8 protein-coding genes are annotated in these 14,376 nt (G+C 66.8%); 5 read left to right on the top strand and 3 right to left on the bottom strand.

Annotated features, from left to right (window positions below):
- Positions 1-273 precede the first annotated feature (273 nt).
- Complete coding sequence (locus IHE46_RS02800) at positions 274-597, top strand: hypothetical protein (RefSeq protein ID WP_225562726.1); 324 nt, start codon at positions 274-276, stop codon at positions 595-597.
- Positions 598-613: 16 nt separating this feature from the next.
- Here IHE46_RS02800 and IHE46_RS02805 read toward each other — a convergent pair whose 3' ends face one another.
- Positions 614-1,516 (bottom strand): LysR family transcriptional regulator, encoded by a 903-nt coding sequence (locus IHE46_RS02805; protein ID WP_192163070.1) that lies wholly within the window; start codon positions 1,514-1,516, stop codon positions 614-616.
- A gap of 104 nt (positions 1,517-1,620) precedes the next feature.
- Between IHE46_RS02805 and IHE46_RS02810 the strand changes: the two genes are divergently transcribed.
- Entirely contained in the window at positions 1,621-2,613 is a 993-nt protein-coding gene (locus tag IHE46_RS02810) for an aldo/keto reductase (RefSeq protein WP_192163071.1), read from the top strand.
- A 49-nt stretch (positions 2,614-2,662) separates the two neighbouring features.
- Here the strand turns inward: IHE46_RS02810 and IHE46_RS02815 are convergent, their stop codons facing one another.
- Entirely contained in the window at positions 2,663-4,627 is a 1,965-nt protein-coding gene (locus IHE46_RS02815) for a M1 family metallopeptidase (RefSeq protein ID WP_192163072.1), read from the bottom strand.
- Positions 4,628-4,715: 88 nt separating this feature from the next.
- On the opposite strand from IHE46_RS02815, the gene queF reads away from it, so the two are divergent.
- Entirely contained in the window at positions 4,716-5,540 is an 825-nt protein-coding gene (gene queF / locus IHE46_RS02820; RefSeq protein ID WP_192163073.1) for an NADPH-dependent 7-cyano-7-deazaguanine reductase QueF, read from the top strand.
- 113 nt (positions 5,541-5,653) lie between these two features.
- Complete coding sequence (locus IHE46_RS02825; RefSeq protein WP_192163074.1) at positions 5,654-6,211, top strand: hypothetical protein; 558 nt, start codon at positions 5,654-5,656, stop codon at positions 6,209-6,211.
- Between the two features lie 93 nt (positions 6,212-6,304).
- Here the strand turns inward: IHE46_RS02825 and IHE46_RS02830 are convergent, their stop codons facing one another.
- Positions 6,305-13,213 (bottom strand): autotransporter outer membrane beta-barrel domain-containing protein, encoded by a 6,909-nt coding sequence (locus IHE46_RS02830; RefSeq protein ID WP_192163075.1) that lies wholly within the window; start codon positions 13,211-13,213, stop codon positions 6,305-6,307.
- Positions 13,214-13,513: 300 nt separating this feature from the next.
- On the opposite strand from IHE46_RS02830, the gene IHE46_RS02835 reads away from it, so the two are divergent.
- Positions 13,514-14,302 (top strand): response regulator transcription factor, encoded by a 789-nt coding sequence (locus tag IHE46_RS02835; RefSeq protein ID WP_225562727.1) that lies wholly within the window; start codon positions 13,514-13,516, stop codon positions 14,300-14,302.
- Positions 14,303-14,376 lie beyond the last annotated feature (74 nt).

Genomic DNA, 14,376 nt, shown 5'->3' on the forward strand with positions numbered 1-14,376 from the left:
CACTGCGAAGCCGTCGGCCGTCACAGGATCGCGGCGGCCTGGCACGGCAGCGATAACCTGACGACAGGCCACCACCGGGGGATGCCCGTGAAACGTCATTCCGACCTGTCGGCGCATCCGCGACGCGGACGCGCATGGTCCCTGGCGGCGGGTCTTGCCGCCGTGGCGTGCATGCCTGCCCACGCGCAAGCTGCCGCGGCATGCCATCGTCCCGAACTGCAAGGTCAGCACCGGGACGCAGCCACAATACAGCGACTCGAACGGACCTGGTCTGTGGCCTTCCTCACGGGCGATGCGGAACTGGAGTCGTGCCTGCTGCTGCCGGCATTCACCGAAATCTTCGGCGACGGCCGCATGGGGCACCTGGACGACGAGCTTGCCCTTGCACGGGCCAACCAGGGAAAGCATCTGCCGATACCGGATTTCCCCGGCGAGCAGGTGCTGCTGCATGGCGACGCGGCCGTCGCCTATGGCGTCAGCACATCGAAGGGCGCAGACGGCCAGGTCCGGCGGCAATGGTTCGCCGATTACTACGTCTGGGATCGCGGCGCATGGCATGCGTACTTTGCGCAGCAGACGCCGATCGCATCGCACTGAACCAACCGCCCGGCCATCACGGCTGCCGCTCGATCAACTCCACCAGCCAGTCCACGAACACGCGCAGCCGCGCCGGCATCTGTCGCTGCGATGCATACAGCACGTGCACCGGCAGCGAAGGCGGCGGCAAGCCGTGCAGGATTTCGCGCAGGGTCCCGCGGGCCAGCGCGTCGACGATGCGGTAGCGCGGAAACTGCGCGATGCCCAGCCCCGCCTCGCAACAGGCGAGATAGGCGTCCACGCCGCTGACGGTGACGCGCGCCGGCAGGCTCACCTCGCGGCGGCGGCGGTTCACGACGAACTCCAGCGAAGGCTCGGCCCGGCGCGTGGTGGGCGAGGCCCAGTTCACCGCGAGGTGCCCCTGCTGCAGATCGGCCAGCGTGGCGGGCTTGCCGTGACGGCGCAGATAGGCGGCACTGGCCACGGTGACCTGGGCCAAGGTGGCCACGCGCCGCCCCACCAGCCCCGAGTCCGGCAGCTCGCCCACGCGCAGCACGCAGTCCACGCCTTCGCGCAGCAAATCCACGAAGCGGTCGCTGGTGCCGATGTCCAACTCGATCTGCGGAAAGCGCGCGCAGAACTCGGGCAACGCCGGTATCACCAGCTGCCGCGCCAGCGTGGCCGGCAGGTCGATGCGCAGCCGGCCCTGCGGCTTCAGCGCCGCTTCGCGGAAATCGGCTTCCACCTCGTCCAGGTCGGCCAGCAGGCGTACGCAATGCGCGTAATAGGCCTGGCCGTCGCGCGTGACGCGCTGGCAGCGCGTGGTCCGCTGCAGCAGCTGCGCGCCGAGCCGCGATTCCAATTGCTTGATGGCGTGGGTGACCGTGGCGCGCGGCAGGCCGAGGTCGTTGGCGGCGGCGGTGAAGCTGCCCAGCTCGACGATCCGCGCGTACAGCCGCATGGTGTCCAGGCGATCCATGGATTGTTGCCACCAATGGAATAGTGATGACGATTATTAGGTATTTATTCCACAACGGCCAGGGCGCAGCATGGCGCCACCTTCACCCACGCGAGCAACCCCACATGCAAACCCGCACGCTCGGAAAGAACGGCCCGCAAGTCTCCGCCCTCGGCCTCGGCTGCATGGGCATGAGCGATTTCTACGGCCACCGCGACGACGCCGAATCCATCGCCACCATCCACCACGCGCTGGACCGCGGCCTCAGCCTGCTCGACACCGCCGACATGTACGGCCCGCACATCAACGAGGAACTGGTGGGCAAGGCGATCAAGGGCCGCCGCGAGCAGGCCTTCATCGCCACCAAGTTCGGCATCGTGCGCGACCCGGCCAACCCGCAGGCGCGCGGCATCAACGGCCGGCCCGAGTACATCCGTGCTGCCTGCGAAGGCAGCCTGAAGCGGCTCGGCATCGAGGCCATCGACCTGTACTACCAGCACCGCGTGGACCCGACCGTGCCGATCGAGGAAACCGTGGGCGCGATGGCCGAGCTGGTGCAGGCCGGCAAGGTGCGCCACCTCGGCCTTTCCGAGGCTTCCGCCGCCACGCTGGAACGCGCCAGCAAGGTGCACCCCATCGCCGCATTGCAGAGCGAGTTCTCGTTGTGGACCCGCGACCCCGAGAACAACGGCGTGCTCGATGCCTGCCGCCGGCTGGGCATCTCGTTCGTCGCCTACTCGCCGCTGGGCCGCGGCTTCCTCACCGGCGCGATACGTTCGCCGGAGGATTTCGAGGCCGACGACTATCGCCGTTCCAGCCCGCGTTTCCAGGGCGAGAACTTCACGCGCAACCTGGCGCTGGTGGACAAGGTGAAGACGCTCGCCGCCGACAAGGGCTGCTCGCCCGCGCAGCTGGCGCTGGCCTGGGTGCTGGCACAGGGCGACGAGGTGTTGGCGATTCCCGGCACCAAGCAGCGCAGCCGCCTGGACGAGAACCTCGGGGCGCTGGACGTGACTCTGTCGAAGGACGACCTGGCCGCCATCGACGCGGTGTTCCCGCCCGAGGCCGTGGCCGGCGCGCGCTATGCGGCGGCAAGCATGACGCACATCAACAGCTGAGCTGGCGAAACGGGCCCCCTCTCCCGGCATCGGGAGAGGGGGCCGGACGTCAGTGCATCGTGTAGCTGTTGTTGGAGCGATCCGCGTCCGGCAGCTTGTGGTCGGGATCGAGCTCCAGCTTGGCGATGGCCTTGGTGGTAGCCAGGGTCACCTTGGGCGTGGCGCTGAAGCGCCAGGTCTCCACCGGCAGGTGGACGTCGAGATGCGTGCCGTCGGTGAAGTCCGCGCGCAGCGTGGCCGGCATCACCAGCTTCTGCTTGCTGACCAGGGTCACCGTGACGCCCTTGGCCGGATCGTTGCCCACGTAGCTGGCGCCCGTGACGCCCATGTCCAGCTGCCAGTTGTGGAAGTACCAGCCGCGCCACCACCACGACAGGTCCTCGCCCGCCGCGCTGTCCATGAAGCGGAAGAAATCCGAAGGCGTGGGGTGATGGTAGGCCCAGGTACGGATGTAGGCACGGAACGCAGGATCGAAGCGATCCGGGCCGAGGATCTGCTCGCGCAGCAGGATCAGGCCCAGCGCGCCCTTGAAGTAAGTGAGCGGGTGGCGGTACTTCTCGCTGATCGAATCGGCGTGCGCCATCAGCGTGGGCGCGTTCGGATCGGCCAGCAGCGGCAGGATGTCGTCCACCGGGTTGCCGCCCTGCGGTGCGTACTCGCCGTCGCGCTTGGGACCGTATTCGCCATGGTTGAAGGCATCCGACGCATACACGTCGATGAAGGTGTTGAAGCCCTCGTCCATGAACGCGTTGCGGCGCTCGTTGGAGCCCACCACCATCGGGAACCAGGTGTGGCCGATTTCGTGCGCGCTGATCCAGAACAGCGGCGCGCCGCTGTCGGTAAAGCCGTCGAACACGATGCCGGGGTACTCCATGCCGGCGCCGTGGCCGCCGAGGTTGATCGCATTCGGCCACGGGTACGGGTACCACTTCGACGAGAAGTGCTCGACCGCGCCCTTGACGTATTCGGTGGAGCGGTTCCATTTGTCGGCGCCCACGCCCTCGACCGGATAGATCGACATCGCCATCGCGTGCTTGCCGTCGGGCAGGTTGATGCGCGCGGCATCCCACACGAAGGCGGGCGAGGCGGCGAAGGCCACGTCGCGCGTGTGCTCCATGTGGAAGCGCCAGGTCTGCGTGCCGCTGCGCGTGGGGCGCGAAGCAGGATCGTTCACTTCCTCCGGCTTGCGGATGTACACGGTGCGGTCGCTGTTGGCCGCCTGCGCAAGGCGCTCGCGCTCGGTGGCGGTGAGCACCTGGTCGGGGTTCGTCAGCTGGCCGGAACCTTCCACGAGGTAGTTCCACGGCACCGTCACGGCATAGTCGATGTTACCGTATTCGAGGTAGAACTCCTGGCCCAGGTAGGGCTGCGTGTCCCACCCGCGCAGGTCGTCGTACACCGCCATGCGCGGGAACCACTGCGCGATCTCGTAGATGTCGCCGTTCTTGCTGGGCGTGACCGCGGTGCGACCGCCCCATTCGCCGGGCACGGTGTAGTGATAGCGGATGCGCAGCTTGAGCTGGCCGCCCTTGGCCTTGAGCGCCTCCGGCAGGTCCACGCGCAGGCGCGTGTCGTCCACCAGGTAATGCACCGCCTTGCCATCCACTTCCACTGCGTCGAGCTGGTAGCCGTCGGTAGATTCGCCATGCTTGCTCGGCCACGGCGAGGTGATCGCGCCGCGCGAATCGGGCTTGTAGATGTTCTGGTCGAGCTGCACCCACAGCATGTCCAGCGCGTCTGGGCTGTTGTTGGTGTAGGTGATGGTCTCGTCGCCGGCAAGGCCGTGCGTGGCCGGGTCGATGCTGGCCTTGATGTCGTAGTCGGCGCGGTTCTGCCAGAACTCGGGGCCGGGCCTGCCGGCGCCGTCGCGGAACGCATTGACCGGATACGGCAGGGAAAGCGGCGCGAAGAGCGCCTGCGGATCGAAGGCCGACGCCTTGTCCTGCGCATGCGCGGGTGCGCACAGCGCGGCGGCGACGAACAGGGCGGCGCAGGCCGGAAGAGAAGTTTTCATCGTGGGGATGGGCTCGTGGGAGGCCCGCCCATTATGGAAACCGCGGCGCGTGGGGGGATAGGCCAGAAGTCACCGTTACACTAGGCAAATGAGTACCCCCGACCAATCCCAGCTCGGCAAGGCCACGGTCTACATCGACCGCTACGATCCCAGCCTGCTGTTCCCCATCCCCCGCTCCGCCAAGCGCGCCGAGATCGGCGTGGGCGAAACCCTGCCCTTTTACGGCTGCGATATCTGGAATGCCTACGAACTGTCGTGGCTGGACGCGCACGGCAAGCCGCAGCTGGCGGTGGCGGAATTTCGCGTGCCGGCCGCCTCGCCGAACATCATCGAATCCAAGTCGTTCAAGCTGTACTTGAACGGCTTCGCGCAGGAACCGCTGCCCAGCGTGGATGCGCTGCGCGCGTTGCTGCAGAAGGATCTCGGCGACGCCGCCGGCGATGCGGTGGAAGTCACCCTGCATCCCGCGCGCACCAGCGCGCACGCGTTCGCCGACCTCGCGGGCGAATCCATCGACGCGCTGCCGGCGACGATCAGCGACTACGGGCCGCCCAAGGCCGACTACCTTTGCGCCGACGCGAACGCCGCCGTGGTCGAGGAAGCCCTGGTCTCCGACCTGCTGCGCTCCAACTGCCCGGTCACCGGCCAGCCCGACTGGGGCAGCGTGCAGATCGCCTACCGCGGCGCGCCCATAGCCCGCGAAGGCCTGCTGCACTACCTGGTCTCCTTCCGCACGCACACCGAATTCCACGAGCAGTGCGTGGAACGCATCTACATGGACGTGATGGCGCGCTGCGCGCCGGAGCGGCTCAGCGTGTATGCGCGCTACACGCGTCGTGGCGGACTGGACATCAATCCGTTCCGCAGCAGCGTGCCGGCCATGCCGGAGAACCTGCGCGGCGCACGACAGTAACCGGCGCTTCAGACCGCACCCGCTAGCCTCGCAGCACGCATCGCGGTGAGCCCTGCGGCATGCCGCAGGAGCGCCTCGACCGCGGACACGCCATAACCATGTGGGGTACTGCCATGCATCGCTTCGCCCAAGGTCTCGCGCTGTGCTGCGTCGTCGCACTGTTGTGTGGCTGCCACCGGCACGACGACGCCACGGCAGCGAAGAATGCGCCTGCGCCCAAGACCCCCCCGGCGAAAGCGCAGACCGGCAAGCCCCCCGCCACCTCCGTGGCCAAGACTCCCGCACCTGCCCCGGCCAGCAGCACAGCGAAGGCCGTCGACGCCAACGTCTTCCACGTTTCCTCCCTCGCCCTGGGCACCGCGATCGACACCGGCTACGCCGTGACCGCGTCGGCCACCCGCTTCAGCGCCGATACCCACACGATCTACGCCAGCGTCGCCACCAGCGGCCGCACCGCTGGCGCCAAGCTCGACGCGCGCTGGCGCTATCTAGAGGGCCAGGGCGTGCTGGTCAACGAACTCAGCCAGAACGTCGTCACCGACGGCTCCGCCGTCACCACGTTCGAAGTGCAGAACCCCAACCGCTGGCCCGCCGGCAAGTACGTGGTGGAAATCTCGCTGGACGGCAAGCCGGTGGCACAGCAGGCGTTCGAGGTGACGGACGGGAAGTGAGTGCAGGAGCGCGGATCTTGCCTCACGGGCAAGCCGACTCCGGCACTCCCGCACGACCGGCGAGCTGCGCGCGGAATGCGGGCAACTCCTTGATCATCTCGAACCAAACTGCTTCGTAAGGTTGATGCTCAACGCATTCCGACGGGCGTGATCGCTGAAGTCGAACGTGCCCTGGAGACGGAGGCTCAAGCCGTTCTTCCCGACGATATCGAGCGCAGGCGTGATGTTCCAGGCCGTGCGATCGATTGCGCTGGAGAACGGCATATAACCGAGGTTCGACGATTGCCCTTCGAGCATCGCATTGACGCCGACCGAGTGGTTCCCGATGTAACTGGTCGCCGAGATGTCCACGAGCGGCCGAACCTGGAAACGATCGCCGCCGAAGGTGCCGCCGAATTCGACACCCGGCTGCACCGTGACATAGTTGTCGCTCTGCGCCGCAACTCGCGCGTCGTAGGCTGCCGCGCCGGATTCGTCGATGTGACTGGCGTCGAGGCGCGTTGCGCCTATCGCCAAATAGGGGGCGATTCCGAAGTTGGCGCCCAGCTTCACGAGCTTGTCGACGCGCAGCGTTGCGTTGGCAAATGCGACGTCACCCCTGCCTGTCGCCGTGAGAGAGGGCGTTGCATACGTTCCCGCATTGGCGAGACCGCCACCGAGGTCGTTGGAGACCGAGGTGTCGAAAAAGACCAGGCTGCGGTTCGAATTGAACGTACGCATTCCGCCGCTCAGCGCGAGATCGAACGACACATCGTGCGCGAGTTCCTGTTTGATGCTCGCACCGAGCGCAACGTGCGAACCGCTCATCCTGGTCGAATCCGCATCGAGCGTGTCCCGGCCATAGGCGACTGCGGCACCGAAGAGCGTGCTGCCATCGGAACCCACGGCGTCTTGATACCCGGACGAGAAACCCATGGTGTTATCGGTGTATGCAAGCGTCGCGCCGCCGCCGGTCTGGCTCGCGTGGGAAGCACCGATCCAGCCCCATGTGCACCGCTCGCTTGAAGCAGCCATGAAATCCGACCCCGGCGATTTGCACGACATGATCTGCCGCGAGAAATCCAGTGCGTTAGCCAGGGTCGCGGCCTGCGCCGCGCCATATACCCCAGGAGAGAGTTCGTCGTAGAGCGCGGCGATTTGATTCGCATTCGTCGCCTCGACCGCATCGGCAATCGCGCCGTCGAGCCCCGGATCGCCACCAGCGGCCTCGGCCTGGTTGAGATAGCTGCCAAAACCACGGACCGCGCCGCTTACGCCGACCTTCGCGTAATCGACTTTCGTTTGCAGCAGGATGTCGGTTCCACCCGAGCCGGGTGTTGCCTGGGTGACGAGCGAGAACGTTTCGAGCAGCGATTTGGGGAGCACGAGCGTGAGCCCGGAAGCATCGAACGTTCCGCCGACGCTGACGACCTTGTACGTGTGTTCGCCCGGCAGCTGCTGACCGGCGTTCGCGATCCCGACATCCAGCAAGCCTTTCAGCGTCGCGTTGCCCGTGACCCTGAGATCCGTCCCCTGACCGGTCGCCACGTCAAGATTCGCGTAGATTCCTCCGTTATTGACGAGATTGCCGCTGAGCGTCGCCTGGGTGCTCTGCACGCCGATCGAGCCGTTGTTCGTCAGCGTGCCTCCACCGAGATTGATGACATTGCCGAACTGGAACGAGCCGTTGTTCACGAACGTATTGGCGTTGTTTGCGGCCAGCTGGACGCTGCCGCGCATGTAATCGTTGTTCGTGATTGCGGTCGTCGCCGCACTCGAAGAAATCGCGTTGCCGTTGAGGACATTGTTGGCGACGATCCTGCCGCCATTGATCAGCGTCGCGTTCGCACCGCTCATGACGACGCCGGACGTACCTTGCACGACCGCGCCGCCATTCAGCGTCACGCTGACATTGCCGCCCGCCACGCCACCGCTGCTCTGCGCAACGATCGCGGAGGCATTCGTCGCCGTCACGCTTCCGCCGATGACGACGTTGACGTCAGCACCGCGCGCATTGCCGCCTCCCGTGCTCTGCGCGAAGATGCCCGTCGCATCTACGCCCGTCGTCGCGATGTTGCCGTTGCTGGTCACCGTCACGTTGCCGGCGGAGCCCTTGCCGCCGGCGCTTCCGGCGAAGAAGTTCGTTGCGGACCCCGCATAACCGCCGCCGCCGCCAACCGATTGCGCGAATAGGCCGATCGAACCGGTGCCGGAGGTCGCAACGTTGGCCTTGTTCGTCACGGCGACCGTGCCGCCGTTGCCGGTTCCGGATTTCAGTGCGTAGCCGGTGGCGCCGATGGCGGCACCGCCGCCGCCGCCAACCGATTGCGCAAAAATTCCGAACGAACCATTGCCGGCGGTCGAGATCGAGTATCCGGGAAGCCCCGTCATCACGTTGACGCTGCCGCCGGCGCCGCTGCCGCCATTGGCGCCGAGTGTCGCCATGCCACCGGAACCAAGACGCACGAGACCGCCGCCGCCGCCGATCGATTGCGCGATGACGCCGAACGAACCGATGCCTTTCGTCTCAATGCTGTTGTTCGTCGTGACACTCGCGCTGCCGCCGTCGCCGGCCACGCCGCCGGAGGCACCGAGCACCACTGCTGCTGCGCCCGCCTGATTGCCCATCACGGAGACGCCAAACCCGCCCTCGCCACCGCCACCGCCGATCGACTGCGCGAGAATCGCTTCGGAGTAATTGCCGCTCGTACCGACACCGGCCGAACTCATGATGTACGCCGTGCCGCCGTTGCCGCCGGCGCCGCCAGTGCCGCCGAGCCCGAGACTCGGTGCACCGTACTGCGCGCCGGCTGCCGCGACGCTGATCGCACCATCGCCGCCGCCGCCGCCGATCGATTGCGCGACCAGCGCATCGGAGAGCAGCCCGGATGTCGTGAACGTCACCGGCAACGCACCGATACCGCTGGCAAACGCACCGACGAGAATTTGCGCACCACCGCCGCTGCCTCCGTTGCCACCCGACCCGCCAAACGCCAGGTTGAGCCCTCCCGACCCCTGGTACGCCCCGGCAATGCTGAAGCCACCGTCGCCGCCGCCGCCGCCGATCGATTGCGCGAGAATCGCCTTGGATTGCACGCCGCTTGTCGTGATGCTCGACTGGCCGTACGTCACCCCGACATTGCCGCCGTTCGATGCGTTGCCGGCACTCATGCCGTAGGCCGCGTTCGCTCCGCCCTGGCCATTGATCGAACCGGCAATCGCGAAGCCCGCGTCGCCACCGCCACCGCCGATCGATTGCGCGACAATGCCGTTCGAGAGGCTGCCGGTCGTCACGATGTTCGAAGCGTTAGTGACCGGTGCACTCGCGCCCAGGAAGACGTTGACCGCGCTTGCGCCGCCACCCGCGCCGCCTTTGCCGCCGAGCGCAAGATTCGCGCTGATGTTCTGCGATGCCGTCGCCGAAAACGAGGATCCCCCGTTGCCGCCGCCGCCGCCGATCGATTGCGCGACGATGCCCGACGCATTGCTTCCCGACGTGGCGATCGACGAACCGTTGTTCACGTTGACGCCGCCCGCCGAGCCGCCGTTGCCACCGTACCCGCCCATCGCAACGCTGCCGGTGTAGCCGGTCGCAACCTGCCCCGCGACGGCGAAGCCGCCATCGCCGCCGCCGCCGCCGATCGATTGCGCGAGAATCCCGTCGGAATTGTCTCCCTTCGTCGTCAACTGCGATGCCGTTGTCGTCACGGCGACAAGCCCGCTGTTCCCGCCCGCACCGCCCGAAGAGCCGAACGCGCGCGGCGGTACCGCAGGTTTGCCGGAGAAATTCAGGCCGCCGGAAACCGCATAGCCGCCCTCTCCACCGCCGCCGCCGATCGACTGTGCGCTGATCGCTTCGGAGTTCGCGCCGGACGTCGCGATATTCGAACCGACATTGACCGTCACCGCATCGCCGTTTCCGCCGGCAGCGGTACTGCCGAAACTGATGCCGGCCTGACTCGCCCATTGCGTGACATAGCTCATGCCGCCGTATCCGCCACCGCCGCCGATCGACTGCGCGAGCAATCCACTCGAATTCGCACCGCCGGTCGAGATGGCGCCATTGCTCATCACGGCGACGATGCCGCCGTTGCCGGCCATGCCGCCGCTGCCGAACGACAGCGTGCCGCCGCCGCTTTTCGGGTCGAGATTCCCGTCGATGTTCAACGCGCCCGAACCGCCGCCGCCGCCGATCGATTGCGCACCGATGCCGAGCGCATCGTTGCCGAGGGTCGTGAGTTTCCCGTAGTTGTTCACGGAGACGGCTCCGGCGCTGTTGCCGTTGCCACCGCCACCACCCAGGGCCAAACCGAGCGCGAACGAGTTGCCGACTGCGCCTGCCGCACTGAATCCGCCGTTGCCGCCGCCGCCGCCGATGGACTGCGCGAGAATCGCATCGGAACCCGCGCCTTGCGTGGAAATGCTCGATGCCACCGTGGTACCGCCATTCGTTACGGTCACCGCACCGGCCGTGTTCCCGTTTCCGCCGCTTCCGCCGTACGAGATGCCGACGCTAGATCCCGTCAAACTCAAGGCCCCCGAGATGGCGAAACCGCCGTTGCCGCCGCCGCCGCCGATCGATTGCGCGAGTATGCCGTCGGATTCGGTGCCGAAGGTTTTTATCGAATCGCGATTTTGCACGTCGGCGGTCGAGGCCGTGCCACCGCTTCCGCCCGCACCACCCATCGCGAACGACGCCGCTACGGCCCCCTTCGCTCCGGCCACGCCGATGCTGAAGCCGCCATTGCCGCCGCCGCCGCCGATCGATTGCGCAACGATCGCGGCCGACTCGTCGCCGCTCGTCTGCAACGTGCCGATCGCGCTGTCACCGGCAAAGACCTTTACCGAGCCGCCGCTGTTGCCACTCCCACCCTTACCGCCGAGCGCTACGCCGAGCGAAGCCGGACCCGCCGAGGCCGCAAGCGTTCCCGAGAAACCGCCGTTGCCGCCACCGCCGCCGATCGATTGCGCGACAATGGCATCCGCATTCGCACCGCTCGTCGTCACGTTGGATTGTGCGTGGACTTCCACCGAGGAACCGCTGCCACCGGAACCGCCACTCCCGCCGTTGCTCAACGTAAGCGATCCGGTCGAGCTGAGGGCAGCAGAGAGGCTGGCGCCGCCATTGCCGCCACCGCCGCCGATCGACTGCGCCTCGATGCCGATCGATTCATTGCCGCTAGTGGTGACGGTATTGCCGGAGTTCACGAGGACCGTACCGGCATTGCCGCCGCTGCCGCCGCTGCCGCCAAGCGCAACGCCAATGGCAACTGCATCGCCGCTCGCCGCAAAAGCGAAACCGCCGTTGCCGCCGCCGCCGCCGATCGACTGCGCGAAGATGCCGCTGGAGAGAAAGCCGTTGGTCGCGATCGAACCGGAAGAAGCGATATTGACGTTGCCGCCGGTTCCTCCGCTACCACCGCTGCCGCCGATCGCAACGGCAGCGCTGAACCCGATGTTTGCCGGGATCGTTCCCGAGATCGCCGCGCCGGAATTGCCGCCGCCGCCGCCGATCGATTGCGCCTGAAGTCCGCTCGAAAAATCGCCGCCGGTCGCGATCGAACCGCCATTGAGGCTTGCGTTGACGCCGCCGCCATTGCCTCCTTTGCCACCGTTGCCGCCGATGGCAAGCGAGCCGCCAGCACCGAAGGCCAACGCGCCACCGCCGTTGCCGCCGTTGCCGCCGATCGACTGCGCAAGCACCGCTTGCGAAAATTTCGCGGAGGTCGCGAGGGCGCCGGAATCGGTCACGGAGACACTGCCGCCGTTGCCGCCCGCACCGCCACCGCCGCCGACCGAAACCCAACCCGCCGCTACACCGCCGTTGCCGCCACCGCCGCCGATCGACTGGGCGAGAATCGCCTGCGAGCCAACCGAGCTGCCGTCGCCGATACCGTTTCCAACCGCATGCGTCGTGATCGCCCCGCCGTTGGTGATCGTGACGTTGCCGCCGTTGCTGGCCACGCTCGCGTTACCGCCGAGCGAAACAAGTCCACCCGCAGAACCGCCATCGCCGCCGCCGCCGCCGATCGACTGCGCGAAGATGCCTTTTGAAAGCACGCCGTAGGTGTCGATCGCGGAGTTGCTGTTCACGGTGACGGTCGAGCCCGCGCCGCCGGCGGCACCGCTCGCAGCTGCCGCGTAGAGTCCACCGGCACTGCCGCCCGCGCCGCCGCCACCACCGATCGATTGCGCTTCGATACCGTTGGAATCGTCGCCGAGCGTGATGATGGACGAGCCCATCGTACCGATCACCTTCACCGCTCCGCCGACGCCGCCGTTGGCGCCGCTCCCGCCGAAGGTCACGAGTCCTGTCGCCGTACCGCCGCCGCCGCCGAACCCGCCGATCGACTGCGCGAGAATCGCCGATGAGTTATCGCCTGCGGTGACCAGCAGCGCGTTGCCTCCCAGAGCGACTTGCACCGCGCCGCCGTTCTGCCCCGGCGCGGCATTGCCGCCACCGCCACCGAACAACGTCGCGCCTCGACCACCGCTGCCGCCGCTGCCGCCGATCGACTGCGCGAGAATCGCCGCCGATCTGTTGCCATTCGTGTAGATGCCGCCTCCGGCATAGACATTGACGCTGCCGCCGCTACCGCCGACCGCGCCATTTCCCGCGCTGCCCGCTACTGTGTAGGCAGATCCGCCATTGCCGCCGTTGCCACCGACGCTCTTGACCCAGACGCCGGGGAGATTGGGCGCCGAGGTATAGACCGGCGCGAGGGTGACGGACATGTCGATGTTGCCACCGTTGCCGCCCACGCCACCGGGTGCGCTGCCGTAAGTCACTTGGCCATTGCCGCCGGTGCCGCCGGCACCGCCTTGCGAGAGAATGTAGACGCCGGCAGGCTGGCCGCCCGCCGGTGCCGCCGGAACGTAGATCGCCTGCGCGCTCGGTCCCGTCGGTCCGCCGTACTGACCGGTGATCCCCGGTCCAGCGCTGCCCGGATCTCCCGACGTCGGGTTGTAGAACGGTGCAAAGCCATTGTTGCCGTTTCTGCCGTTGCTGCCGGACTGCGTCACGACGACAGGGCCGGTTCCCCGGATACTCTGGCCGGTACTCGGAAAGCGAGCGTTCTCGACGGTCCCGATCGTCGTACAGACAAGGTAGAACCGACCGTCCGATTCTTGCCTAACCGTGCAATTGCCGGCGGCCTGGGCGGGAAGCGGCGCCCATGCCATCGCCACAAGAATTGGAACAGCGCAGGCAAAACCGTACGCAGCGCTCCTTCTCACCGACTGTGCCTGATGACGCATTGGTAATCCCCCTGTGGATTCCTCTGCGCACGGGAACGTACTCCGTACGGCCCATGCTGCAGACTGATGTATCTCGACCGGCCGGAATCGTACCGATGGCATGGAAGCCCAGATATCCCCAATTCAGGGGATATTTCGGAATTCATGGCGCCTTCTACAATGCTGCGCATGGTCGATGAAAAGCCTTCCGCCTCCCGGCCTGCGTTGCCGGCCCCAGTGCTGGTAGTGGAGGACGAACCGCTGCTACAACAGCGCTTGCGCGGCGTGCTGCTGTCGCTGGGTTATGAGGCAGATGCGCTGCTGTTCGCCGCATCGCTCGCGGAAGCGCACACGTGTCTGGTCGCGCATCCAGTGGCGCTGGCATTGGTGGATCTGCATTTGCCCGATGGCGATGGGCGCACGTTGATCAGCGAACTTCGCGAGCAAGATCCGGCGCTGGGCATTCTGGTGGTGTCTGCATGGAGCAACGAGGACGCGATCCTGGGGGCCTTGCGCGCCGGCGCCACGGGATACGTACTCAAAGAACGAGACGACATTGAGGTGTCGTTATCCATCCGCAGTGTGCTGCGCGGCGGTGCCCCCATCGACCCTTTCATCGCACGGCGCATCCTGGAACTGCTGCCATCTGCCGAACCCGTGCAGGCAGCCTCCACGAACGACAATGCGCTAACCAAGCGCGAGGCCCAGATTCTGCAACTGGTGGCGAGCGGTCTCACCAATCGCGAAATCTCCGAGCAGACCTTCGTGTCGCGGAGCACGGTGGACACCCACATCAAGCATATCTACCGCAAGCTGGCTGTTTCATCGCGCATGGCGGCGGTCCATGCGGCGCGCTCGCAGGGGCTGCTGCCGTGACACGCCGGCTATGGGTCTGGTGTCTGATGATGGTTTGCTGGCTGCCCGCTTGCGCGCTTGCGCAACACCAATGC

The sequence above is a fragment of the Rhodanobacter sp. DHG33 genome (assembly GCF_014843005.1).
In the GTDB taxonomy this organism is placed as follows: domain Bacteria; phylum Pseudomonadota; class Gammaproteobacteria; order Xanthomonadales; family Rhodanobacteraceae; genus Rhodanobacter_A.

Excerpts from the sequence above, each read along its gene's own strand:
- IHE46_RS02805 (WP_192163070.1), bottom strand. The coding sequence starts at position 1,516 with ATGGATCGCCTGGACACCATGCGGCTGTACGCGCGGATCGTCGAGCTG.
- IHE46_RS02810 (WP_192163071.1), top strand. The coding sequence starts at position 1,621 with ATGCAAACCCGCACGCTCGGAAAGAACGGCCCGCAAGTCTCCGCCCTC.
- IHE46_RS02815 (WP_192163072.1), bottom strand. The coding sequence starts at position 4,627 with ATGAAAACTTCTCTTCCGGCCTGCGCCGCCCTGTTCGTCGCCGCCGCG.
- queF (WP_192163073.1), top strand. The coding sequence starts at position 4,716 with ATGAGTACCCCCGACCAATCCCAGCTCGGCAAGGCCACGGTCTACATC.
- IHE46_RS02825 (WP_192163074.1), top strand. The coding sequence starts at position 5,654 with ATGCATCGCTTCGCCCAAGGTCTCGCGCTGTGCTGCGTCGTCGCACTG.
- IHE46_RS02835 (WP_225562727.1), top strand. The coding sequence starts at position 13,514 with ATGTATCTCGACCGGCCGGAATCGTACCGATGGCATGGAAGCCCAGAT.